20 protein-coding genes and 1 riboswitch are annotated in these 25262 nt (G+C 56.2%); of the genes, 8 read left to right on the top strand and 12 right to left on the bottom strand.

Translation table 11 applies throughout. From position 1 onward, the window contains the following. The first annotated feature begins 241 nt into the window (after positions 1–241). Complete coding sequence (gene rpoB, locus IM294_RS13665; RefSeq protein ID WP_015569976.1) at positions 242–4270, top strand: DNA-directed RNA polymerase subunit beta; 4029 nt, start codon at positions 242–244, stop codon at positions 4268–4270. Between the two features lie 76 nt (positions 4271–4346). Further along, positions 4347–8570 (top strand): DNA-directed RNA polymerase subunit beta', encoded by a 4224-nt coding sequence (gene rpoC, locus IM294_RS13660; RefSeq protein ID WP_028015097.1) that lies wholly within the window; start codon positions 4347–4349, stop codon positions 8568–8570. 58 nt (positions 8571–8628) lie between these two features. On the opposite strand, the gene IM294_RS13655 is transcribed toward rpoC, so the two are convergent. The 10 genes from IM294_RS13655 to IM294_RS13610 all read right to left on the bottom strand — a co-directional run bounded on the left by IM294_RS13655 (position 8629) and on the right by IM294_RS13610 (position 17379). After that, complete coding sequence (locus IM294_RS13655; protein ID WP_008503455.1) at positions 8629–8946, bottom strand: PTS lactose/cellobiose transporter subunit IIA; 318 nt, start codon at positions 8944–8946, stop codon at positions 8629–8631. Then, positions 8946–9254, bottom strand: coding sequence for a PTS sugar transporter subunit IIB (locus IM294_RS13650; RefSeq protein ID WP_010425948.1), 309 nt, complete (start codon positions 9252–9254; stop codon positions 8946–8948). Before IM294_RS13650 ends, IM294_RS13655 begins: the two co-directional genes overlap by 1 nt. A gap of 146 nt (positions 9255–9400) precedes the next feature. Further along, a complete protein-coding gene (locus tag IM294_RS13645; RefSeq protein ID WP_126818826.1) occupies positions 9401–10942 on the bottom strand; it encodes a sensor domain-containing diguanylate cyclase in 1542 nt (513 codons plus the stop codon). Between the two features lie 337 nt (positions 10943–11279). Further along, entirely contained in the window at positions 11280–12407 is a 1128-nt protein-coding gene (thiH, locus tag IM294_RS13640; protein ID WP_063438504.1) for a 2-iminoacetate synthase ThiH, read from the bottom strand. Continuing rightward, on the bottom strand, positions 12404–13174 hold the full coding sequence (gene thiG, locus IM294_RS13635; protein WP_126818825.1) for a thiazole synthase: 771 nt from the start codon (positions 13172–13174) through the stop codon (positions 12404–12406). Before thiG ends, thiH begins: the two co-directional genes overlap by 4 nt. A 1-nt stretch (position 13175) precedes the next feature. Beyond that, the gene (gene thiS, locus IM294_RS13630; RefSeq protein ID WP_126818824.1) at positions 13176–13376 is read right to left on the bottom strand and encodes a sulfur carrier protein ThiS; all 201 of its coding nucleotides are present in this window, start codon (positions 13374–13376) and stop codon (positions 13176–13178) included. Beyond that, entirely contained in the window at positions 13360–14115 is a 756-nt protein-coding gene (locus tag IM294_RS13625) for a HesA/MoeB/ThiF family protein (protein ID WP_126818823.1), read from the bottom strand. Before IM294_RS13625 ends, thiS begins: the two co-directional genes overlap by 17 nt. Beyond that, positions 14108–14743 carry a thiamine phosphate synthase gene (gene thiE, locus IM294_RS13620; RefSeq protein WP_150145492.1) on the bottom strand — a complete coding sequence of 212 codons (636 nt, stop codon included), beginning with the start codon at positions 14741–14743 and terminating at the stop codon, positions 14108–14110. Before thiE ends, IM294_RS13625 begins: the two co-directional genes overlap by 8 nt. Then, complete coding sequence (thiC, locus tag IM294_RS13615; protein ID WP_028015104.1) at positions 14743–16638, bottom strand: phosphomethylpyrimidine synthase ThiC; 1896 nt, start codon at positions 16636–16638, stop codon at positions 14743–14745. Before thiC ends, thiE begins: the two co-directional genes overlap by 1 nt. 79 nt (positions 16639–16717) lie before the next feature. Beyond that, a riboswitch (TPP riboswitch) is annotated at positions 16718–16827 on the bottom strand. Positions 16828–16881: 54 nt separating this feature from the next. Next, the gene (locus IM294_RS13610; RefSeq protein ID WP_028015105.1) at positions 16882–17379 is read right to left on the bottom strand and encodes an Rsd/AlgQ family anti-sigma factor; all 498 of its coding nucleotides are present in this window, start codon (positions 17377–17379) and stop codon (positions 16882–16884) included. Positions 17380–17474: 95 nt separating this feature from the next. Between IM294_RS13610 and nudC the strand changes: the two genes are divergently transcribed. From nudC to IM294_RS13580, 6 genes are all read left to right on the top strand, one after another. Beyond that, the gene (nudC, locus tag IM294_RS13605) at positions 17475–18248 is read left to right on the top strand and encodes an NAD(+) diphosphatase (RefSeq protein ID WP_049138089.1); all 774 of its coding nucleotides are present in this window, start codon (positions 17475–17477) and stop codon (positions 18246–18248) included. Between the two features lie 38 nt (positions 18249–18286). Next, the gene (hemE, locus tag IM294_RS13600; RefSeq protein WP_010425930.1) at positions 18287–19351 is read left to right on the top strand and encodes a uroporphyrinogen decarboxylase; all 1065 of its coding nucleotides are present in this window, start codon (positions 18287–18289) and stop codon (positions 19349–19351) included. A 9-nt stretch (positions 19352–19360) separates the two neighbouring features. After that, on the top strand, positions 19361–20032 hold the full coding sequence (gene nfi / locus IM294_RS13595) for a deoxyribonuclease V (protein WP_010425928.1): 672 nt from the start codon (positions 19361–19363) through the stop codon (positions 20030–20032). 41 nt (positions 20033–20073) lie between these two features. Next, the gene (locus IM294_RS13590; RefSeq protein WP_022646712.1) at positions 20074–20664 is read left to right on the top strand and encodes a YjaG family protein; all 591 of its coding nucleotides are present in this window, start codon (positions 20074–20076) and stop codon (positions 20662–20664) included. Positions 20665–20850: 186 nt separating this feature from the next. Then, positions 20851–21123 (top strand): nucleoid-associated protein HU-alpha, encoded by a 273-nt coding sequence (hupA, locus tag IM294_RS13585; protein ID WP_002445246.1) that lies wholly within the window; start codon positions 20851–20853, stop codon positions 21121–21123. An 11-nt stretch (positions 21124–21134) separates the two neighbouring features. Continuing rightward, complete coding sequence (locus tag IM294_RS13580) at positions 21135–21827, top strand: DUF1481 domain-containing protein (protein ID WP_028015109.1); 693 nt, start codon at positions 21135–21137, stop codon at positions 21825–21827. Positions 21828–21874: 47 nt separating this feature from the next. On the opposite strand, the gene purD is transcribed toward IM294_RS13580, so the two are convergent. Together purD and purH are read right to left on the bottom strand one after the other, a co-directional pair. Continuing rightward, positions 21875–23167, bottom strand: coding sequence for a phosphoribosylamine--glycine ligase (gene purD, locus IM294_RS13575; protein WP_045261355.1), 1293 nt, complete (start codon positions 23165–23167; stop codon positions 21875–21877). A gap of 15 nt (positions 23168–23182) precedes the next feature. Next, on the bottom strand, positions 23183–24772 hold the full coding sequence (gene purH / locus IM294_RS13570) for a bifunctional phosphoribosylaminoimidazolecarboxamide formyltransferase/IMP cyclohydrolase (RefSeq protein ID WP_193360359.1): 1590 nt from the start codon (positions 24770–24772) through the stop codon (positions 23183–23185). Between the last annotated feature and the right edge of the window lie 490 nt (positions 24773–25262).

Below are 25262 nucleotides of genomic sequence, written 5' to 3'. Positions count from 1 at the left end.
AGGCATCAGTAGCATTTCACACTGTTTGACTGCTGATTGTCCTGACAATGCTTGTTTCTATCGACGACTTAATATACTGCGACAGGGTGCTCGCTCTGTGTAAATCGCAATGAAATGGTTTAAGCGTGATAGCAACAGGTATTGCGGAAAGTATTCAATTTTCCGGTCCACAAAATGGTGTTGCACAAACTGTCCCTTCGTCGGACAGATGGGTCGACTTGTCAGCGAGCTGAGGAACCCTATGGTTTACTCCTATACCGAGAAAAAACGTATTCGTAAGGATTTTGGTAAACGTCCACAAGTTCTGGACATTCCATATCTCCTTTCTATCCAGCTTGACTCGTTCCAGAAGTTTATCGAGCAAGATCCTGAAGGGCAGTACGGTCTGGAAGCAGCCTTCCGTTCCGTGTTCCCGATTCAGAGCTACAGCGGTAACTCCGAGCTGCAGTACGTCAGCTACCGCCTTGGCGAACCGGTGTTTGACGTTCAGGAATGTCAGATCCGTGGCGTGACCTATTCCGCACCGCTGCGCGTAAAACTGCGTCTGGTGATCTACGAGCGCGAAGCGCCGGAAGGCACCGTAAAAGACATTAAAGAACAAGAAGTCTACATGGGTGAGATTCCACTCATGACAGACAACGGTACTTTCGTTATCAACGGTACTGAGCGTGTTATCGTTTCCCAGCTGCATCGTAGCCCGGGCGTCTTCTTCGACAGCGATAAAGGTAAAACACACTCTTCCGGTAAAGTACTGTATAACGCACGCATCATTCCTTACCGTGGTTCATGGCTGGACTTCGAGTTCGATCCAAAAGACAACCTGTTTGTCCGTATCGACCGTCGTCGTAAACTGCCTGCAACCATCATTCTGCGTGCACTGAACTATACCACTGAGCAGATCCTGGACCTGTTCTTTGAGAAAGTGATCTTTGAAATCCGCGACAACAAGCTGCAGATGGAGCTGGTGCCGGAACGTCTGCGTGGTGAGACCGCGTCGTTCGACATCGAAGCCGACGGCAAAGTGTATGTGGAAAAAGGTCGCCGTATCACCGCGCGCCACATCCGCCAGCTGGAAAAAGATGATATCAAACACATCGAAGTTCCGGTTGAATACATTGCAGGAAAAGTAGCCGCGAAAGATTACGTTGATGAATCAACTGGCGAGCTGATCTGCCCGGCGAACATGGAGCTGAGCCTGGATCTGCTGGCTAAGCTGAGCCAGTCTGGCCACAAACGTATCGAAACGCTGTTCACCAACGATCTGGACCACGGTCCGTACATCTCTGAGACTGTACGCGTCGACCCAACCAACGATCGTCTGAGCGCGCTGGTAGAAATCTACCGCATGATGCGCCCTGGTGAGCCACCAACTCGCGAAGCGGCTGAAAGCCTGTTCGAGAACCTGTTCTTCTCCGAAGACCGCTACGATCTGTCCGCGGTAGGTCGTATGAAGTTCAACCGTTCTCTGCTGCGCGACGAGATCGAAGGTTCCGGTATCCTGAGCAAAGACGACATCATCGAAGTGATGAAGAAGCTCATCGATATCCGTAACGGTAAAGGCGAAGTGGACGATATCGACCACCTCGGCAACCGTCGTATCCGTTCCGTAGGCGAAATGGCGGAAAACCAGTTCCGCGTTGGCCTGGTACGTGTAGAGCGTGCGGTGAAAGAGCGTCTGTCTCTGGGCGATCTGGATACCCTGATGCCTCAGGATATGATCAACGCCAAGCCGATTTCTGCAGCAGTGAAAGAGTTCTTTGGTTCCAGCCAGCTGTCCCAGTTCATGGACCAGAACAACCCGCTGTCTGAGATCACGCACAAACGTCGTATCTCTGCACTCGGCCCAGGCGGTCTGACCCGTGAACGTGCAGGCTTTGAAGTTCGAGACGTACACCCGACTCACTACGGTCGCGTATGTCCAATCGAAACGCCTGAAGGTCCAAACATCGGTCTGATCAACTCCCTGTCCGTGTACGCACAGACGAACGAATACGGTTTCCTTGAGACCCCGTATCGTAAAGTGACCGACGGTGTGGTTACCGACGAAATTCATTACCTGTCTGCTATCGAAGAAGGCAACTACGTTATCGCTCAGGCGAACTCCAACCTGGATGACGAAGGCCACTTTGTAGAAGATCTGGTTACCTGCCGTAGCAAAGGCGAATCCAGCTTGTTCAGCCGCGACCAGGTTGACTACATGGACGTATCCACCCAGCAGGTGGTATCCGTCGGTGCGTCCCTGATCCCGTTCCTGGAACACGATGACGCCAACCGTGCATTGATGGGTGCGAACATGCAACGTCAGGCCGTTCCAACTCTGCGTGCTGATAAGCCGCTGGTTGGTACCGGTATGGAACGTGCTGTGGCCGTTGACTCCGGTGTTACTGCAGTTGCTAAGCGTGGCGGTACCGTTCAGTACGTTGACGCATCCCGTATCGTTATCAAAGTTAACGAAGACGAGATGTATCCGGGCGAAGCGGGTATCGACATCTACAACCTGACCAAATACACCCGTTCTAACCAGAACACCTGTATCAACCAGATGCCTTGCGTATCTCTGGGTGAGCCAGTTGAGCGCGGCGACGTGCTGGCAGACGGTCCGTCCACCGACCTCGGTGAACTGGCGCTCGGTCAGAACATGCGCGTAGCGTTCATGCCGTGGAACGGTTACAACTTCGAAGACTCCATCCTCGTCTCCGAGCGTGTGGTTCAGGAAGATCGTTTCACCACCATCCACATTCAGGAACTGGCCTGTGTGTCCCGTGACACCAAGCTGGGGCCAGAAGAGATCACTGCCGACATCCCTAACGTGGGTGAAGCTGCGCTCTCCAAGCTGGATGAATCCGGTATTGTTTACATCGGTGCGGAAGTGACCGGCGGCGACATTCTGGTAGGTAAGGTGACGCCGAAAGGTGAAACCCAGCTGACCCCAGAAGAGAAACTGCTGCGTGCTATCTTCGGTGAGAAAGCGTCTGACGTTAAAGACTCTTCTCTGCGCGTACCAAACGGTGTTTCCGGTACGGTTATCGACGTTCAGGTCTTCACTCGTGATGGCGTTGAGAAAGATAAGCGTGCGCTGGAAATCGAAGAGATGCAGCTCAAACAGGCTAAGAAAGACCTGTCTGAAGAACTGCAGATCCTCGAAGCAGGTCTGTTCAGCCGTATCTATGCGGTGCTGGTTGCCGGTGGCGTTGAAGCTGAGAAGCTCGACAAACTGCCACGCGATCGCTGGCTGGAACTCGGCCTGACCGACGAAGAGAAACAAAATCAGCTGGAACAGCTGGCTGAGCAGTATGACGAACTGAAACACGAGTTCGAGAAAAAACTCGAAGCGAAACGCCGCAAAATCACTCAGGGCGACGATCTGGCACCAGGCGTGCTGAAGATTGTTAAGGTGTATCTGGCCGTTAAACGTCAGATCCAGCCTGGTGATAAGATGGCAGGTCGTCACGGTAACAAGGGTGTTATCTCTAAGATCAACCCGATCGAAGATATGCCGCACGATGCTAACGGTACGCCGGTAGATATCGTACTGAACCCACTGGGCGTACCGTCTCGTATGAACATTGGTCAGATCCTGGAAACTCACCTGGGGATGGCTGCGAAAGGTATTGGCGACAAGATCAACGCCATGCTGAAACAGCAGCAGGAAGTCGCGAAACTGCGCGAATTCATCCAGCGTGCCTACGATCTGGGTACCGACGTGCGTCAGAAAGTCGACCTGAACACCTTCAGCGATGAAGAAGTGCTGCGTCTGGCAGAGAACCTGCGCAAAGGTATGCCAATTGCAACGCCGGTATTCGACGGTGCAAAAGAAGCTGAAATTAAAGAGCTGCTGCAACTGGGTGGTCTGCCAACGTCTGGTCAGATTACGCTGTTTGACGGCCGTACCGGTGAACAGTTTGAGCGTCCAGTAACCGTAGGTTACATGTACATGCTGAAACTGAACCACCTGGTCGACGACAAGATGCACGCTCGTTCTACCGGTTCTTACAGCCTGGTTACTCAGCAGCCGCTGGGTGGTAAGGCACAGTTCGGTGGTCAGCGCTTCGGGGAGATGGAAGTGTGGGCGCTGGAAGCATACGGCGCGGCATACACCCTGCAGGAAATGCTCACCGTTAAGTCTGATGACGTGAACGGTCGTACCAAGATGTATAAAAACATCGTGGACGGCAACCATCAGATGGAACCAGGCATGCCAGAATCCTTCAACGTACTGTTGAAAGAGATTCGTTCGCTGGGTATCAACATCGAACTGGAAGACGAGTAATTCTCGCTCAAACAGGTCACTGGTGCCGGGTTAACCCCCGGCACCGGATTGTGCTAACTCCGACGGGAGCAAATCCGTGAAAGATTTATTAAAGTTTCTGAAAGCGCAGACTAAAACCGAAGAGTTTGATGCGATCAAAATTGCTCTGGCTTCGCCAGACATGATCCGTTCATGGTCTTTCGGTGAAGTTAAAAAGCCGGAAACCATCAACTACCGTACGTTCAAACCTGAGCGTGACGGCCTTTTCTGTGCGCGTATTTTCGGGCCAGTAAAAGATTACGAGTGCCTGTGCGGTAAGTACAAGCGCCTGAAACACCGCGGTGTGATCTGTGAGAAGTGCGGCGTTGAAGTGACCCAGACTAAAGTACGCCGTGAGCGTATGGGCCACATCGAGCTGGCGTCTCCAACTGCTCACATCTGGTTCCTGAAATCTCTGCCGTCCCGTATCGGTCTGCTGCTGGATATGCCGCTGCGCGATATCGAACGTGTACTGTACTTCGAATCTTATGTAGTTATCGAAGGCGGGATGACGAACCTGGAACGTCACCAGATCCTGACTGAAGAGCAGTATCTGGACGCGCTGGAAGAGTTCGGTGACGAATTCGACGCGAAGATGGGTGCGGAAGCTATTCAGGCCCTGCTGAAGAGCATGGATCTGGAGCAGGAGTGCGAGCAGCTGCGTGAAGAGCTGAACGAAACCAACTCCGAAACCAAGCGTAAAAAGCTGACCAAGCGTATCAAACTGCTGGAAGCGTTCGTTCAGTCTGGTAACAAACCAGAGTGGATGATCCTGACCGTTCTGCCGGTTCTGCCGCCAGATCTGCGTCCGCTGGTTCCGCTGGATGGTGGTCGTTTCGCAACGTCCGATCTGAACGATCTGTATCGTCGCGTTATCAACCGTAACAACCGTCTGAAACGTCTGCTGGATCTGGCTGCGCCGGACATCATCGTACGCAACGAAAAACGTATGCTGCAGGAAGCGGTAGATGCCCTGCTGGATAACGGTCGTCGCGGTCGTGCGATCACCGGTTCTAACAAGCGTCCTCTGAAATCTTTGGCCGACATGATCAAAGGTAAGCAGGGTCGTTTCCGTCAGAACCTGCTCGGTAAGCGTGTTGACTACTCCGGTCGTTCTGTAATCACCGTAGGTCCATACCTGCGTCTGCATCAGTGCGGTCTGCCGAAGAAAATGGCACTGGAGCTGTTCAAACCGTTCATCTACGGCAAGCTGGAGCTGCGTGGCCTGGCCACCACCATTAAAGCCGCTAAGAAAATGGTTGAGCGTGAAGAAGCTGTCGTTTGGGATATCCTGGACGAAGTTATCCGCGAACACCCGGTACTGCTGAACCGTGCACCAACCCTGCACCGTCTGGGTATCCAGGCATTTGAGCCAGTCCTGATCGAAGGTAAAGCTATCCAGCTGCACCCGCTGGTTTGTGCGGCCTATAACGCCGACTTCGATGGTGACCAGATGGCTGTTCACGTACCGCTGACGCTGGAAGCCCAGCTTGAAGCGCGTGCGCTGATGATGTCTACCAACAACATCCTGTCTCCAGCGAACGGTGAACCAATTATCGTTCCTTCTCAGGACGTTGTATTGGGTCTGTACTACATGACCCGTGACTGTGTTAACGCCAAAGGCGAAGGCATGGTGCTGACTGGCCCGAAAGAAGCTGAGCGTATTTATCGCGCTGGCCTGGCCTCTCTGCATGCGCGCGTTAAAGTGCGTATCACCGAATACGAAAAAGATGCAAACGGCGAATTCGTTGCGAAGACCAGCCTGAAAGACACGACCATTGGCCGTGCCATTCTGTGGATGATCGTACCGAAAGGTCTGCCTTTCTCCATCGTCAACCAGGCGCTGGGCAAGAAAGCGATCTCCAAAATGCTGAACACCTGTTACCGCATTCTGGGTCTGAAGCCGACCGTTATCTTCGCTGACCAGACAATGTATACCGGCTTTGCTTATGCAGCGCGTTCAGGTGCATCTGTTGGTATCGATGACATGGTCATCCCAGAGAAGAAACACGAGATCATCTCTGAAGCGGAAGCTGAAGTTGCTGAGATCCAGGAGCAGTTCCAGTCTGGTCTGGTAACCGCGGGCGAACGTTACAACAAAGTTATCGATATCTGGGCAGCGGCGAATGATCGTGTATCCAAAGCGATGATGGATAACCTGCAAACCGAAACCGTGATTAACCGTGACGGCGTCGAAGAGCAGCAGGTTTCCTTCAACAGCATCTACATGATGGCCGACTCCGGTGCACGTGGTTCTGCAGCACAGATTCGTCAGCTGGCAGGTATGCGTGGTCTGATGGCGAAGCCAGATGGCTCCATCATCGAAACGCCAATCACCGCGAACTTCCGTGAAGGTCTGAACGTACTCCAGTACTTCATCTCCACGCACGGTGCGCGTAAAGGTCTGGCGGATACCGCACTGAAGACAGCGAACTCCGGTTATCTGACGCGTCGTCTGGTTGACGTTGCGCAGGATCTGGTTGTGACCGAAGACGATTGTGGCACCCTCGAAGGTATCACCATGACCCCGGTTATCGAGGGTGGTGATGTTAAAGAGCCGCTGCGCGATCGCGTACTGGGTCGTGTGACCGCGGAAGACATTCTGAAGCCGGGCACCGCAGACATTCTGGTTCCACGCAATACGCTGCTGCACGAACAGTGGTGTGACCTGCTGGAAGCGAACTCTGTTGACTCTGTGAAAGTGCGTTCCGTTGTATCCTGTGACACCGACTTTGGTGTGTGTGCGCACTGCTACGGTCGTGACCTGGCGCGTGGCCACATCATCAACAAAGGTGAAGCCATCGGCGTTATCGCGGCACAGTCCATCGGTGAGCCGGGTACACAGCTGACGATGCGTACGTTCCACATCGGTGGTGCGGCATCTCGTGCGGCTGCTGAATCCAGCATTCAGGTGAAAAACAAAGGTAGCATCAAGCTCAGCAACGCGAAGTCTGTTGTTAACTCCGCAGGCAAGCTGGTTGTGACTTCTCGTAACACCGAGCTGAAGCTGATCGACGAATTTGGTCGTACAAAAGAGAGCTATAAAGTGCCTTACGGTGCGGTTATGGCGAAAGGTGATGGCGAGCAGGTTGCCGGCGGTGAAACCGTTGCAAACTGGGATCCACACACCATGCCGGTTATCACCGAAGTAAGTGGTTTCATCCGCTTTACTGACATGATCGACGGCCAGACCATTACTCGTCAGACCGACGAGCTGACCGGTCTGTCTTCTCTGGTGGTTCTGGATTCTGCTGAACGTACTACCGGCGGTAAAGATCTGCGTCCTGCACTGAAAATCGTTGATGCTCAGGGTAACGACGTTCTGATCCCGGGTACCGATATGCCTGCGCAGTACTTCCTGCCGGGTAAAGCGATTGTACAGCTGGAAGATGGCGTACAGATCAGCTCTGGTGACACCCTGGCGCGTATTCCTCAGGAATCCGGCGGTACCAAGGACATCACCGGTGGTCTGCCACGCGTTGCGGACCTGTTCGAAGCACGTCGTCCGAAAGAGCCTGCAATCCTGGCTGAAATCAGCGGGATCATCTCCTTCGGTAAAGAGACTAAAGGTAAGCGCCGTCTGGTTATCACACCAGTAGATGGCAGCGAGCCGTACGAAGAGATGATTCCTAAGTGGCGTCAGCTCAACGTGTTCGAAGGCGAACGTGTAGAACGTGGTGACGTGGTTTCCGACGGTCCAGAAGCGCCGCACGACATCCTGCGTCTGCGTGGTGTGCATGCTGTTACTCGTTACATTGTTAACGAAGTACAGGACGTATACCGCCTGCAGGGCGTTAAGATTAACGATAAGCACATCGAAGTTATCGTTCGTCAGATGCTGCGTAAAGCAACCATCGAAAACGCGGGCAGCTCCGACTTCCTGGAAGGCGAGCAGGTTGAATACTCACGCGTTAAGATCGCTAACCGCGATCTGGAAGCGAACGGCAAAATCGGTGCGACCTTCGCACGCGATCTGCTGGGTATCACCAAAGCGTCTCTGGCAACCGAGTCCTTCATCTCCGCAGCATCGTTCCAGGAAACGACTCGTGTCCTGACCGAAGCCGCTGTTGCAGGTAAACGTGATGAACTGCGCGGTCTGAAAGAGAACGTCATCGTGGGTCGTCTGATCCCTGCCGGTACCGGTTATGCGTACCATCAGGATCGTATGCGTCGTCGCGCTGCGGGCGAACTGCCAGCAGCACCGCAGGTTACTGCTGAAGATGCATCCGCGAGCCTGGCAGAACTGCTGAACGCAGGTCTGGGCGGTTCCGACAACGAGTAATCGTTGATGCCGTAAATAAAAAACCCGCCTCGGCGGGTTTTTTTATATCTGCATTTCTTCAATTCACTAGCGGGATGCGTCGATAAAGCTCAATCATATCGCCCGCCAGATCCTGAATAACCATCGCGTTCATCAGGTGGTCCTGAGAATGAACGGTGATCAAGTTAACAGGCAGTTTCCCGGTCCCTTCGTCAAGTCCAATAAGCTGCGTCTGGATCGTATGCGCGTGCTTCACATATTCGCGGGATTCTTCCATCGCTTTTTCAGCTTCGTCAAACTCACCTTTACGCGCCATCTGCAGAGCCGTCAGGGCCGCACTGCGGGCCGCACCGGCGTTGACCAGCAGTTCCATGATTGTGGTTTCTAAGTCTTCCATTATGACTCCAGCAGTTTAAGCGCTTTTTCCAGTACGGCATCGCCTTTCATCATGCCGTAATCCATCATGTCGATCACCGCGACCTTTTTACCCAGCGGGTCGGCCTGTGCCTGCAGTTTAGCCTGCTCGTATTTGACCTGTGGCCCCAGCAATACGATGTCGGCCGTCGCGATATTGTCTTTAAACTCCGCAACCGGAACGGCTTTAATGGTGACTTCAACCCCTTTTTTCTGCGCGGCATCTTTCATACGTTGAACCAGCATGCTGGTTGACATTCCCGCTGCACAGCATAAAACGATGTTCTTCATAATCAGCCTCGATCTACATGTGTTTATTGATAATTATCCTGCGCAGAGAGCTTCAACAACCGCTTTACCGCGATTGTGTGTCAGGCATCACAAAGAAAGCGGCATTTTTCTGAAACCGGTTACAATTCTTCGAGTAAGAGAGAAAGTCAGCCGACGGCAGTGCGAACAATACGGTTTTTTCCCTGCTTTTTAGCACTGTAGAGCGCGTTATCAACGCTACCTACAAATTGTTCCAGCGGTTCGAAGTGCCATTCACCCAGACCCGCGCTGAACGTGACGTGAAGATTGTCTTCCCGCCATACGCGTCTTGCAACGGCGGTGCGCCATGCGTCAAGCAATGAAAATGCAGCAGCGATCTGCTCGGCCTGGAAAATTACCGCGAACTCTTCACCACCGTAGCGATAGACCGAGACGTGGTGGGGCTGCATTATCTGGATCCCCTCGCGCGCCACGTTACGCAGGACAATGTCGCCGCTCAGGTGTCCCCACGTGTCGTTAATTGACTTGAAGTTATCAATATCAACCAACGCCATCGCGAAAGGCTGGTGGGCATTTAATAATTCCTCCACATCGTTATCGAACGCACGGCGGTTTTTGCAGCCGGTCAGCGCATCGTGAGTGGCCTGACGAACATACGCCATCTCACGCTCTTTATTGGACTGAATGGTGCGGCTCAGCATCGCTTCCAGACGCGGCGCCTGGCTCACATCGCCCGTTTTGATCGCATTGATAATGGTCATCAACACGGTACGCGAGGCATGACGCAGATAGAGGCCAAAGAGAATGATAATGATGGCCGCCAGCGCGAAACCCCAGCCTACGATTGTTGTTTCGTGTCGGGTGATATCGGTAAGCGTTGCGCCAGAGACCCTGTAGATGACAAACCAGTCCGGATTGGTAAATGAGTAGTAGTAATACCAGGCGTCGGTTTTCTTATCGTAAAGGTGGCTTTCGCCGCTGGTCATTTTATCCATCAGCGCTTCGCTGACGTACTGTTTGAAAAGCACGCCCGTATCAGGGTGCAGCACGACGGCGCCATCGCGTTCGACGACGAAGAATTCCCCCTGAACAGGGGCGACCATCTGACGCAGGGTGTAGCCCATTGACGTTAAGTCGAGATGAAACGCAATCGTACCTTTAAGTCGACCTTCTGGTGAAATTAACGGTTTATAGAGTGTGACCGTCGGATGACCGTTGAAGTAGTCCATATAGGGACGGGTGTAGTGGCTGAATATACTGGCTTCAGCATGGGCGACAAACCACGGACGCGTCCGGGGATCGAAGGTTTTACTCTTTTCCGTCTGGAGCACTTCCGGCGCGCGCAGATAATGTCCCTGCGTGTCTGCCAGCGAGATGGATGACACGGTCGGCATCAGGTTTTGCAAATGCATCATCATCTGCAGCCCTTGCGTCGGGTTGACGTTGAGGGTCTCGTTTAGCCTGTCATCGCGTGCAAAATACATCGCCGAGCGGCCCAGGATATAGTCGTTTTCACGCAGGATTGACTCGGTGTAGTTCACCGCAAGGTTATGGGTGAAATTGCCATTAATCTTATGATAGTCCTCAAGAAAATCCTTTCGTTGTGAAAGAGTTACCACGACCGCGATCAGCGCAAAACTGCACAGAATCCCCGCGAAGCTGAGCATAATGGGTCGGGTGAAAGAGAGCTTTTTGCTGTGAAGTGCCATGAGTTGTACATCGATCCTGATGGTGAATATTTTTCGTCTGCCGATATCCTCTCAGCATAGTCGCTGTCCTGCGGTTAGCGGTGAATTATACGGAACACGATTTCAGGCGAGATGATTTATCTTAAGAATCACTAAGAAATTCCTTATCCATACTTTTGCGCCCCTCTTATGCACGGAATCGGAGGCAGGGCGAATCGAGGAAGAAGCTTTTCGCCCTGGTCAGCATCCGTTGCTGACCCGATGACAATAAAAAACCGGACGATCGCTGACAATCATCCGGTTTTACCTTTCCGTAACGCCTCGATAATTTTCTACCGTGTTGCAGTGCGTTACATCGTCATTGCGAGGCTCTTCCCAGCCAGCTGTCCCAGTCTTTCCAGACAGGCTGTAAACCCTGTGCCGTCAGGGCGGCGGCAACGGCTTCCGGACGCCGTCCGTCATGCGGTGCAAACTGCTCAAGCTCCGGATGATCGTCTGCATACCCGCCCGGCTGCGTTTTGGAAAACGCGCTGACGTTGTTAATCGCCAGCGGGATGACGCGATCGCGAAACGCCGGAGATTCACGCGTTGAGAGCGATAACTCCACTTCCGGGGCGAGCAGGCGAAACGCGCAGATGGTCTGCACCAGCTGGCGTTCATCCATCAGCGAAGCCGGTTCAATGCCGCCTGCGCAGGGGCGCAGGCGTGGGAAGGAGATGGAGTATCGGGTCTGCCAGTAGTGCTGTTGCAGCCACAGCAGATGTTCTGCCACCATGTAGCAATCTACCCGCCAGCTATCGGAAAGCCCAATTAGCGCACCCAACCCGATTTTGTCGATCCCGGCGCGGCCCAGCCTGTCCGGGGTTTCCAGCCGGAAAAAGAAATCCTGCTTCTTCCCTTTCAGGTGATGCCGCGCGTACGTCGCCTCGTGGTAGGTTTCCTGATAGACCATAACGCCGTCCAGCCCGAGCGTTTTTAACTCCGCATACTCGTCCTGCGACAGGGGCTGAACCTCCATCTGCAACGACGCAAACTCCCGACGTATCGCAGGCAGATGCTGGCGGAAATAGTCCATTCCCACTTTCCCCTGATGCTCGCCCGTGACCAGCAGAAGATGTTCGAACCCCATTTCACGAATAGCAGCACACTCGCGTGCGATCTCCTCTTCATCGAGCGTTTTCCGCTTGATGCGGTTGCTCATGGAAAAACCACAGTAGGTACAGTCGTTGGCGCACAGGTTCGAAAGATAGAGCGGGACGTAGAAGCTCACCGTGTTGCCAAACCGCTGCCGGGTGAGGCGCTGAGCGCGCTGCGCCATCGGTTCAAGGTAGGCGCTGGCCGCCGGGGAGAGCAGGGCCATTAAATCCTCCCGGTTCAGATGACGGGCATTCAGCGCGCGCTCCACGTCAGCCGCCGTTTTGCTGTTGATGCGCAGGGCAATATCGTCCCAGTTAAGCTCGCGCCAGCGCTCGGTAAACGTGCTCATGAGATCGCCTCCAGAAAACCGGTCAGCGGGCTGGTGGCCTGTGCCTGAAAACTGCGCGAGCCGGGGCCGGACTCTCTGGCCAGCACGCCAGCCTCCACGGCGAGACGAAACGCACGCGCCATTATGACCGGGTCGTCGGCCACCGCAATGGCGGTATTCACCAGCACCGCATCGGAACCCATTTCCAGCGCCTGCGCGGCGTGGCTGGGTACGCCGATGCCCGCATCCACCACCACGGGCACGGTAGCCTGCTCAATAATGATCTCCAGCATCGCGCGGGTTTCGAGCCCCTGATTAGAGCCAATGGGCGCCCCCAACGGCATGACGGCGGCGCAGCCGACCTCTTCCAGACGCTTGCACAGCACGGGATCCGCGCCGCAGTAAGGCAGGACGGTAAATCCCTGCTGCACCAGCTTTTCTGCGGCTTTCAGGGTCTCGATCGGGTCCGGCAGCAGCCAGCGCGCATCCGGGTGAATTTCCAGCTTCAGCCAGCGGGTGCCGAGCGCTTCCCGGGCCAGCTGTGCGGCGAACATCGCCTCCTCGGCCGTTTTTGCACCGGAGGTATTAGGTAAGAGCGTCACGCCGGCTTCCAGCAACGGTGCAAGAATGGCATCGTTGTGCTGGCGAAGGTCCACGCGCTTCATCGCCAGCGTCACCAGCTGGCTGCCGCTTTCGCGAATGGCATCCACCATCAGCTGCGGGGAGGCGAACTTTCCGGTTCCGGTAAACAGATGTGAATCAAAGACTTTATCGGCAATACGTAACATCTCAGCCCCCAGCGATAACCTGAAACAGCAGGATCTGGTCGCCTTCATTGACCTGCTGAAATTCCCACTGCTCGCGCGGCAGGATCTGTTGATTGAGCGCCAGCGCCGTTCCCGGCTTGAGCTGGCGCAGCGTGTCGAGAAGGGCGGCAACGGTGAGACCGTCGTCGCACGTCATCGGCTCATCGTTAAACAGAATGCGCATTGCGGCCTCCGCATACCGGGCAGTGGCTGGCGCGGCTTAACGCCAGATGGCGCCAGCCGCCGGAACGGGCGTCGAACAGCCGGAGCGTGTTGCGCGCTGTCTCCATGCCGCTGAGCAGCTTGATAGCCTCCAGTGCCTGAAGGGTACCCATCACGCCCACCACCGGGCCAAGAATGCCTGCCGTGCGGCAGTTACGCTCCGGTTCAGCCTCGTCCGGCCACAGGCAGCGGTAACAGCCCTGCGCCCACGGCGGCGTAAGCACCATTATCTGCCCGCCGAACCCCACCGCGCTGGCGGTGATAAGCGGCGTATTCGTTGCCACGCAGGCGGCGTTAATTGCCTGGCGCGTCGCCATGTTGTCCGTGCAGTCCAGCACCGCGTCGGCAAGGGCAACTTCACGTTGCAGCTCGTCTCCGCTAAGCCGCGTCTGGAGCGCAATCAGTTCGATATCCGGATTAAGCTGGTTAAGCCGTTGCCGGGTGATCTGCGCTTTAGGCTGGTTAACATCTTCAGTCGTGAAGAGGATTTGCCGTTGCAGGTTGCTGAGGTGCACCTCGTCGTCATCGGTCAGCACCAGCGTGCCCACGCCCGCACCGGCCAGATACAGCGCGGCGGGCGCGCCTAATCCGCCCAGGCCGACAATCAGTACCCGGCTGGCGAGCAGCTTTTGCTGCCCGTCAATGGCAATATCCTCCAGCAGGATCTGGCGGCTATAGCGCATAAAATCGCGGTCATTCATCGCCTGCTCCTGCCAGCTGTAAAAGCTGCGCGGTGGCGGACCGCCAGTCTGCCGCCTGGGTGATAGCGCTGACGACGGCGATACTGCCGACGCCGGTCTCCAGCACCGCCGGGGCGCGTTCAAGGCTGATTCCACCGATGGCGACGGTCGGGTAATCGGCAAGGCGCTTAACGTGGCTCGCCAGCTGCGTCAGACCCTGCGGGGCAGAAGGCATCTGCTTGGTTTGCGTCGGAAAAACGTGACCGAGGGCGATGTAGGAGGGGCGTGCCGCCAGCGCCACGTCGATTTCCATATCATCGTGTGTTGAAACGCCAAGGCGCAAGCCAGCCTGGCGAATGGCGTTCAGATCGGTGGTTTCCAGATCCTCCTGGCCCAAATGCACGCCGTACGCCCGGTGCTTAACGGCCAGCCGCCAGTAGTCGTTGATAAACAGGCGAGCAGTGTAGCGATGCCCCAGCGCGATGGCGGCGACGACGTCGGCCTCCACCTCTTCATCACGCTTATCTTTGATGCGCAGCTGGAGGGTGCGAACGCCGGCCTCCAGCAGGCGGGCGATCCACTCCACGCTGTCCACCACCGGGTAAAGCCCTAAGCGGAAGGGCACGGAGGGGAAATCGGGCTTGTACATTACGCCTCCTCTTTTTTGAGGTAAATTTCGCCGCCTCTGGCGCGGAAGGTTTCCGACATGTCCGCCATACCGACTTCAATGGTCTGCGCGGCGGCGTAATCCCGCACCTCCTGGCTGATTTTCATCGAGCAGAATTTTGGCCCGCACATGGAACAGAAGTGCGCGACTTTGCCCGACTCCTGGGGCAGGGTTTCGTCGTGGTAGGCGCGGGCGGTAAACGGATCCAGCGCCAGGTTGAACTGGTCTTCCCAGCGGAATTCAAAGCGCGCTTTGGACATGGCGTTGTCGCGGATTTGCGCGCCCGGATGGCCTTTCGCCAGATCCGCCGCGTGGGCGGCAATCTTGTAGGTAATCAGTCCCTGCTTAACGTCCTCTTTGTTGGGCAGGCCGAGGTGCTCTTTCGGCGTCACGTAGCAGAGCATGGCGCAGCCGAACCAGCCGATCATCGCCGCGCCAATCCCGGAGGTGAAGTGGTCGTAGCCCGGTGCGATATCCGTGGTCAATGGCCCCAGGGTGTAGAACGGCGCTTCGTGGCAGTGCTCCAGCTCCTCGGTCATGTTGCGGCGGATCATCTGCATCGGCACGTGGCCCGGGCCTTCAATCATCACCTGCACGTCATACTCCCAGGCGATTTTAGTCAGCTCGCCCAGGGTGTGCAGCTCGGCAAACTGCGCTTCGTCGTTGGCATCGCGGATGGAGCCCGGACGCAGGCCGTCGCCCAGCGACAGGGAGACGTCGTACGCGGCGCAGATTTCGCAGATCTCGCGGAAGTGCTCGTAGAGGAAGTTTTCCTGATGATGGGACAGGCACCATTTCGCCATGATGGAGCCACCCCGCGAGACGATGCCGGTCAGACGTTTCGCCGTCATCGGCACGTAGCGCAGCAGCACGCCCGCGTGAATGGTGAAGTAGTCCACGCCCTGTTCCGCCTGCTCCAGCAGCGTGTCGCGGAAAGCTTCCCAGGTGAGGTTTTCGGCGATGCCGTTGACCTTCTCCAGCGCCTGATAAATCGGGACGGTGCCAATCGGCACCGGGCTGTTACGCAGGATCCACTCGCGGGTTTCGTGGATGTAACGGCCAGTGGAGAGGTCCATCACCGTGTCCGCGCCCCAGCGCGTGGACCAGACCAGCTTTTCCACCTCTTCTTCGATGGACGAGGTGACGGCAGAGTTGCCGATGTTGGCGTTGACCTTCACCAGGAAGTTGCGGCCGATAATCATCGGCTCCGATTCCGGGTGGTTGATGTTGGCGGGGATAATCGCGCGCCCGGCGGCCACTTCGTCACGCACAAACTCCGGCGTGATGTTCTCCGGCAGGCGAGCGCCAAAGCCTTCACCCGGATGCTGGTGGCGCAATATTTCGCTGCGGATGCGCTCGCGGCCCATGTTTTCGCGGATGGCGATGAACTCCATCTCCGGCGTGACGATACCCTGGCGCGCGTAGTGCAGCTGAGTGACGCATTTGCCCGCTCTGGCGCGTTTTGGCGTCAGCAGGCCGGTAAAGCGCAGCGCGTCCAGGCCGTCGTCGGCCAGGCGTTCTTTGGTGTACGCAGAACTGCGTACGCTCAGTTCTTCGCAGTCGTTACGCGCCTCAATCCACGGCTGGCGCAGCTTTGCCAGACCTTGCTGCACGTTGATAGCAACATCAGGATCGCCGTATGGGCCGGAGGTGTCATACACCGGCACGGCTTCGTTGTCTTCATACTGGGGGTTCTCTTTGCTGCCGCCGATAAGCGTCGGGCTGAGCTGGATTTCGCGCATCGGCACGCGGATATCGGCCTGTGAACCGGTGATGTAGATGCGTTTCGAGTTCGGGAAAGCGGTGCCTTCCAGAGTGTCGATGAAGTGTTGGGCCTGTGCACGCTGTTCGCGGCGGGTCAGTTTTGTTGTAGACATAGCTCATTCCAGAAGTGAAGGACATGGCTTGTCAGACGACGGATGAAGCAAGAGGAGATCGCCCCAGGGGCGATACAACAGCAGCGTGACTCTTGTTCCCTTCGCAGGTATTAACCTGATCAGGTTCCGCGGATCCCGAATTAACGGTCTCAGCCCGTGCTTACACACTGGGCACTCCGACAAGAAAAATCCCCCTCCGCAGAGGGGCGACTGGTTGTAAATTACTCGTTAACGGTTAAGAACTCAAGCAGGGCGCGCAACGTTATCGCTGCTGCTGATATTCAGGTTGTTATCCAGTACGAGGGCGATGAGCTTATCTTCCAGCGTGAATCGCTCTTCCAGCGCTTCGCCCAGGTCGGACAGCGCCTGCTGGAACTCAAGGTAGTTATCGTGATCGATGGCGTTCTCGAGCGTGGAATCGTAATAGTCCATGATCTGCTGGGTATTGGCTTCCAGCTGCGGACAGAGTTTGCTGGCCGCTAAATACGGCGTTGTCCCTTCCATTTCGCGGATAATGCGTTCATAAATGTTGAAATGGCCGTCGGAGAGGTAGTCGACAAGGCTCTGACAAAAATCATCCAGCGCTTTTTCGTTCAGCCGCATAAAGGATTCTTTGCCAGGCTTAAGACCGACCAGATTGTAATACGCCACAAGGAGATGCTTGCGCACATGTAGCCAGCGATCCACCAGGGTATTACTTCCTCCAACGCGCTCAGTCAGGCTTTCCAGCTGGTTTAACATGGTCGACTCCATAAGGTTTAGAATGGGATCTGCTTATCCAAAATGTAACCACAATGCTAACAACATGTCAGTGAAGCGAAGGTAGTGCAATAGATATGGATCGTATTATTGAAAAATCAGATCTGGGTTGGTGGATCGTCAGCCACGAACAAAAATTATGGCTGCCCTCAGGAGAGTTGCCCTACGGTGCCGCGGAAACGTTCGATCTGGTGGGCCAGTCCGCGCTGAAGATCGGCGAGTGGCAGGGCGATCCCGTGTGGTTGATCCAACAGGCGCGCCGTCAGGATATGGGATCCGTACGTCAGGTGTTAGATCTTGACGTCGGCCTGTTCCAGCTGGCGGGGCGGGGCGTGCAGCTGGCGGAGTTTTACCGTTCGCACAAATATTGCGGTTACTGCGGCCACACCATGCACCCAAGCAAAACCGAATGGGCGCTGCTCTGCGGCCACTGCCGTGAACGCTACTACCCGCAAATCGCGCCGTGCATCATCGTTGCCATCCGCCGTGATGATTCCATCCTGCTGGCGCAACATACCCGTCATCGCAACGGCATTCATACCGTCCTCGCCGGGTTCGTGGAAGTAGGCGAAACGCTGGAGCAGGCGGTGGCGCGCGAGGTGATGGAGGAGAGCAGCATCAAGGTGAAGAACCTGCGCTACGTGACCTCCCAGCCGTGGCCGTTCCCGATGTCTCTGATGACCGCGTTTATGGCGGAATATGACAGCGGCGAGATTGTTATCGACCAGAAAGAGCTGCTGGAGGCGAACTGGTACCGCTACGACAATTTACCGCTGTTACCCCCTCCGGGAACGGTGGCGCGTCGCCTGATAGAAGATACCGTGGCAATGTGTCGGGCCGAGTATGAGTAGTGTTACACTGACGGACTGACGCAATAAGGAACTGCAAAATGACCGAACTGAAGAACGATCGTTATCTGCGTGCGCTGCTGCGCCAGCCCGTTGATGTCACCCCGGTGTGGATGATGCGCCAGGCGGGACGCTATCTGCCAGAGTACAAAGCCACGCGCGCGCAGGCGGGCGATTTTATGTCGCTGTGCAAAAACGCCGAGCTGGCCTGTGAGGTGACGCTCCAGCCGCTGCGCCGCTTCCCGCTGGATGCCGCCATTCTCTTTTCGGACATTCTTACCATTCCGGACGCGATGGGCCTGGGGCTCTATTTCGAAACCGGCGAGGGCCCGCGCTTTACCTCGCCGATCAAAAGCAAAGCCGACGTCGATAAGCTGCCGATCCCCGATCCGGAAGGCGAACTGGGCTACGTGATGAACGCCGTGCGCACCATTCGCCGCGAGCTGAAGGGCGAAGTGCCGCTGATTGGCTTCTCTGGCAGCCCGTGGACGCTGGCCACCTACATGGTTGAAGGCGGCAGCAGCAAAGCCTTCACCATGATTAAAAAGATGATGTACGCCGAACCGCTGGCGCTGCATGCGCTGCTCGACAAGCTGGCGAAGAGCGTTACGCTCTACCTCAACGCGCAGATTAAAGCGGGTGCGCAGTCGGTGATGATTTTCGACACCTGGGGCGGCGTGCTGACCGGACGTGATTATCAGCAGTTCTCCCTGTACTACATGCACAAAATCGTTGACGGCCTGCTGCGTGAAAACGAAGGTCGCCGCGTGCCGGTGACGCTGTTCACCAAAGGTGGCGGCCAGTGGCTGGAAGCGATGGCGGCAACCGGCTGCGACGCGCTGGGCCTCGACTGGACCACCGATATTGCCGATGCCCGCCGCCGCGTGGGTGACAAAGTGGCGCTGCAGGGCAACATGGACCCGTCCATGCTCTATGCTCAGCCTGCCCGCATCGAAGAGGAAGTGTCGACTATACTGTCTGGTTTCGGCCAGGGTGAAGGCCACGTCTTTAACCTCGGCCACGGCATTCATCAGGATGTGCCGCCTGAACACGCAGGCGTATTTGTGGAGGCGGTGCATCGGCTTTCTGCCCAGTATCACAAGTAAGGAGTGGTTATGGATCTCGCGTCGCTACGCGCTCAGCAAATCGAACTGGCTTCATCGGTGATCCGCGAGGATCGTCTGGATAAGGATCCCCCGCAGTACATTGGCGGGGCGGACGTCGGGTTCGAGCAGGGCGGTGAAGTGACGCGGGCGGCGATGGTGGTGCTGAAATACCCGTCGCTGGAGCTGGTGGAGTACAAGGTGGCGCGTATCGCCACCACCATGCCCTATATTCCCGGCTTTCTCTCCTTCCGCGAATACCCCGCGCTGCTGGCCGCGTGGGAGCAACTCTCGCAAAAACCTGACCTCCTGTTTGTTGACGGGCACGGTATCTCCCATCCGCGTCGCTTAGGCGTCGCCAGCCACTTTGGTCTGCTGGTGGACGTGCCGACCATCGGCGTGGCGAAAAAACGCCTGTGCGGCGCGTTTGAGCCGCTCTCTGCCGAACCGGGCGCGCTGGCGCCGCTTATCCATAAAGGCGAGCAGCTGGCGTGGGTCTGGCGCAGTAAAGCGCGCTGTAATCCGCTGTTTATCGCCACCGGGCATCGGGTGAGCATGGACAGCGCGCTGGCGTGGGTGCAGCGCTGCATGAAGGGCTACCGGTTACCGGAGCCAACCCGCTGGGCTGACGCCGTTGCCTCTTCACGTCCGGCATTCATTCGTTGGCAGGAAATTCAGCCGTGATTCAGGTAAACTGCGGCTAATTTTCGATTCGAGACATCATCATGTTACAAAACCCGATTCATCTGCGCCTTGAGAAGCTGGAAAGCTGGCAGCACGTGACGTTTATGGCTTGCCTGTGCGAGCGCATGTATCCCAACTATGCCGCGTTCTGTAAGCAAACGGAGTTTGGCGAAGGCCAGATTTATCGACGTATCCTGGATTTGATCTGGGAGACGCTGACGGTGAAAGACGCAAAGGTGAACTTCGATTCACAGCTCGAAAAGCTGGAAGAGGCGATCCCGGCGGCGGACGATTACGACCTGTACGGCGTTTATCCGGCTATCGACGCCTGCGTGGCGTTGAGCGAGCTGATCCACTCCCGTCTGAGCGGTGAAACGCTGGAGCACGCCATTGAAGTCAGTAAGGCATCCATCACGACCGTCGCGATGCTGGAAATGACGCAGGAAGGCCGTGAAATGACCGACGAAGAGCTGCGTGCTAACCCGGCGGTTGAACAGGAATGGGACATTCAGTGGGAGATTTTCCGCCTGCTGGCAGAGTGTGAAGAGCGTGATATTGAGCTGATCAAAGGGCTGCGCGCGGACCTGCGTGAGGCCGGTGAGAGCAATATTGGTATAATTTTTAACCAATGAGACAACAAAACGTGATTTAACGCCTGTTTTGTCGCACCTCGACTCTTCCCTTCTGCCCCCCGTCTGGTCTACATTTGGGGGGCGAAAAAAAGTGGCTATCGGTGCGTGTATGCAGGAGAGTGCTTTTTTGGCATTTTCGTCGCACTCGATGCTTAGCAAGCGATAAACACATTGAAAGGATAACTTATGAACAAGACTCAACTGATTGATGTAATTGCGGACAAGGCTGATCTGTCTAAAGTGCAGGCTAAAGCTGCTCTGGAATCTACCCTGGCTGCTATTACTGAGTCTCTGAAAGAAGGCGATGCTGTACAACTGGTTGGTTTCGGTACCTTCAAAGTGAACCACCGCGCTGAGCGTACTGGCCGCAACCCGCAGACCGGTAAAGAAATCAAAATCGCCGCAGCTAACGTGCCGGCATTTGTTTCTGGTAAAGCACTGAAAGACGCAGTTAAGTAAGACGCGTGGCAGTGAACAGTTTTAACGAAGGGGCGGCAACGCCCCTTTTGTCATTCTGGCGTGGCACGCTCGCGCTGGCAGGCGTACTGTTGCTGTCTGCCTGTAGCCATGACTCCTCACTCCCCCCGTTTACCGCCAGTGGCTATGCTGACAACCAGGGCGCGGTCAGGATCTGGCGTAAAGATTCCAGCGATGAAGTCCATATGCTTACCGCGTTCAGCCCGTGGCATAACGGCAACACCTCGACCGCAGAGTACCGCTGGCAGGGCGATGCGCTGTCGCTGATTGAACTGAACATCTACAGCAAGACCCCCGAACACGTGAAGGTGCGTTTCGACGACCACGGCGAGCTGAGCTTTATGCAGCATGAAGTCAGCGGGTTGAAACAGCAGCTTTCCAGCGATCAGGTCGCCCTTTACCGCTACCGCGCCGAACAGCTCCGTCAGACCAGCGACGCGCTGCGTCAGGGCCGCGTGGTGCTGCGCCAGGGGCGCTGGCATGCCGATGGCACGGTGACCACCTGCGAAGGGCAGACCGTAAAGCCTGAGCTTGAATCCTGGGCAACCGAACACATTCAGCGCCGTCAGCGGCATTCGTCTATGGAAGTGAGCGTGGCGTGGCTTGAGGCGCCGGAAGGCTCTCAGCTGCTGCTGGTGGCGAACGAAGACTTCTGCACCTGGCAGCCGACAGAGAAAAGTTTTTGATTTAAGTTCCCTCTCCCTTGAGGGAGAGGGTCAGGGTGAGGGGGAAATTACTCCCCCTGCTCCCGCGCAATAGCACGATAACCGATATCCTGACGGCTGAAGCTGCCGTTCCAGTGAATATCCGCCATCAGCGCATAGGCGCGTTTCTGCGCTTCTGCCACGGTCTGGCCCAGTGCGGTCGCACACAGCACGCGGCCGCCGTTGGTGAGCACGCGGTCATCGTCAGCCAGCTTCGTACCGGCGTGGAACACCTTCGCGCCGTCAATCTCTTCCAGCGGCAGGCCGTGGATCTCATCTCCGGTGCTGTAGTTCCCCGGATAGCCACCCGCAGCAATCACCACGCCCAGAGACGCACGCTCGTCCCACTCTGAGGTTTTCTCGTCCAGCTTGCCTTCGCAGGCCGCCAGGCACAGATCCACCAGGTCGGATTTCATGCGCAGCATGATGGGCTGGGTTTCCGGATCGCCAAAGCGGCAGTTGAATTCGATCACCTTCGGGTTGCCCTGCTTGTCGATCATCAGGCCTGCGTAGAGGAAGCCGGTATAGGTGTTACCTTCCGCCGCCATGCCCTTCACGGTAGGCCAGATGATGCGATCCATGGTGCGCTGATGCACCTCATCGGTAACCACGGGAGCAGGGGAGTAAGCGCCCATCCCGCCGGTGTTGGGGCCGGTATCGCCATTGCCCACGCGCTTGTGATCCTGGCTGGTGGCCATCGGCAGAACGTGCTCGCCGTCGACCATCACGATAAAGCTCGCCTCTTCGCCGTCGAGGAACTCTTCGATCACGATGCGGTGGCCCGCATCGCCAAAGGCGTTGCCTGCCAGCATATCCTGAACGGCCGCTTCGGCTTCTTCGAGCGTCATCGCCACGATAACGCCTTTCCCGGCGGCCAGACCGTCGGCTTTGATGACAATCGGCGCGCCTTTTTCACGCAGGTAAGCCAGCGCGGGCTCGACGTCGGTGAAGTTCTGATACTCCGCCGTCGGAATGTTATGACGCGCAAGGAAATCTTTGGTGAAGGCTTTGGAGCCTTCCAGCTGTGCGGCACCTTCCGTTGGGCCGAAGATTTTCAGGCCCGCAGCGCGGAAGGCGTCAACCACGCCAATTACCAGCGGCGCTTCCGGGCCGACGATGGTCAGGTCGATGTTCTCGGTCTGGGCAAAGCTCAGCAGCGCCGGGATATCGGTCACGCCGATAGCCACGTTCTGCAGCGCGGGTTCCAGTGCGGTACCGGCGTTACCCGGTGCCACGAAGACGGTTTTAACCTGCGGAGACTGCGCCGCTTTCCACGCCAGAGCGTGCTCGCGCCCGCCGTTACCAATAACTAATACTTTCATTTTCTGCTCCGGGAATTAATGGCGGAAGTGGCGCATGTCGGTGAAGATCATTGCGATGCCGTGTTCGTCGGCAGCGGCAATCACCTCGTCGTCGCGGATAGAGCCGCCAGGCTGGATCACACAGGTGATGCCCACCGCAGCCGCAGCATCGATACCGTCACGGAACGGGAAGAAGGCGTCAGAGGCCATGGCGGAGCCTTTCACTTCCAGGCCTTCGTCACCTGCTTTGATACCCGCGATTTTCGCAGAGTAAACGCGGCTCATCTGGCCTGCGCCTATCCCGATGGTCATGTTCTCTTTGGCATAGACGATGGCGTTGGATTTCACGAACTTCGCCACTTTCCAGCAGAACAGCGCGTCGCGCAGCTCCTGTTCGGTCGGCTGACGTTTGGTCACCACGCGCAGGTCGGCTTCTGTCACCATACCCAAATCGCGATCCTGAACCAGCAGACCGCCGTTCACGCGCTTGAAGTCCAGGCCCGGCACGCGCTCCGCCCATTGACCGCAAACCAGTACGCGCACGTTCTGTTTCGCCGAGGTGATTTTCAGCGCTTCTTCGGAAGCGGATGGCGCGATGATCACTTCGACAAACTGGCGGGAGATAATGGCCTGCGCGGTCTCAGCATCCAGCTCGCGGTTGAAGGCAATAATGCCGCCGAATGCGGAGGTCGGGTCGGTTTTGTAGGCGCGATCGTAGGCATCCAGAATAGAGGAGCTTACCGCAACGCCGCACGGGTTGGCGTGCTTGACGATAACGCAGGCTGGCTCGCTGAACTCTTTCACGCATTCCAGCGCGGCGTCGGTGTCGGCAATGTTGTTATAGGAAAGGGCTTTGCCCTGAACCTGCTGAGCGGTCGCAACGGAGGCTTCTTTTACCTCTTCTTCTATATAGAAGGCAGCCTGCTGGTGGCTGTTCTCACCGTAACGCATATCCTGCTTCTTAATGAAGTTCAGGTTCAGGGTGCGCGGGAAGCGGCCAGAAGGCTCTTTGCTTTCACCGTGGTAGGTTGGAACCAGGCTACCGAAGTAGTTGGCAATCATGCTGTCGTACGCGGCGGTGTGTTCGAACGCCTTAATCGCAAGGTCGAAGCGGGTTTCGAGAGTGAGGGAGCCGTCGTTAGCATCCATCTCATTAATAATGGCGCTGTAGTCGCTGCTCTTCACCACGATGGCCACATCTTTATGGTTCTTCGCCGCGGAGCGCACCATAGTTGGGCCGCCGATATCAATATTCTCAACCGCATCTTCCAGAGAGCAGCCTTCGCGGGCGACGGTCTGGGCAAACGGGTAGAGGTTAACAACGACCATATCGATAGGCGCGATATCATGCTGTTCCATAATGCCGTCGTCCTGACCGCGACGGCCCAGAATGCCGCCGTGCACTTTCGGATGCAGGGTTTTGACGCGTCCATCCATCATTTCCGGGAAACCGGTGTAGTCGGACACTTCGGTTACCGGCAGACCTTTATCTGCTAACAGGCGAGCGGTACCGCCTGTAGAAAGCAGCTCCACACCGCGTGCGGAAAGTGCCTGAGCGAATTCGACGATACCGGCTTTATCAGAAACACTGAGCAGAGCGCGGCGGACTGGACGACGTTGTTGCATGGTAAATCCCCTGGATTTCACGATTACAGAGAGCGTTAGATGAATTTTCCAGCGAAAAACTCATCTAACACACCTGACGAGGCCTCCTTGTTAAGCGCGAGCATTTTAACGAAAACGTTTGCGCAACGCTCGCATATTTTCACTTTTTCGAAGCGCTGTGGATAACTCTGTGTGTAAAAGGGTATAAGACGGGGTTTTGCTGGGGAATACAGCAGTCAGTCATTTTTCTGTCATTTAGCGGTTGCGGCCCGCGGAGAACTCCCTATAATGCGCCTCCATCGACACGGCGGATGTGAATCACTTCACAGTTAACCCGGTCGGTTGAAGAGAAAAAATCCTGAAATAACGGGTTGACTCTGAAAGAGGAAAGCGTAATATACGCCACCTCGCAACGGTGAGCGAAAGCCGCGTTGCAACTGCTCTTTAACAATTTATCAGACAATCTGTGTGGGCACTCAAAGTGACATGGATTCTTAATGTCTTCGGACAA

The organism is Enterobacter cloacae complex sp. P43RS (assembly GCF_014930585.1).
GTDB lineage: Bacteria > Pseudomonadota > Gammaproteobacteria > Enterobacterales > Enterobacteriaceae > Enterobacter > Enterobacter bugandensis.
This window is presented reverse-complemented; position numbering and strand designations above follow the sequence as displayed.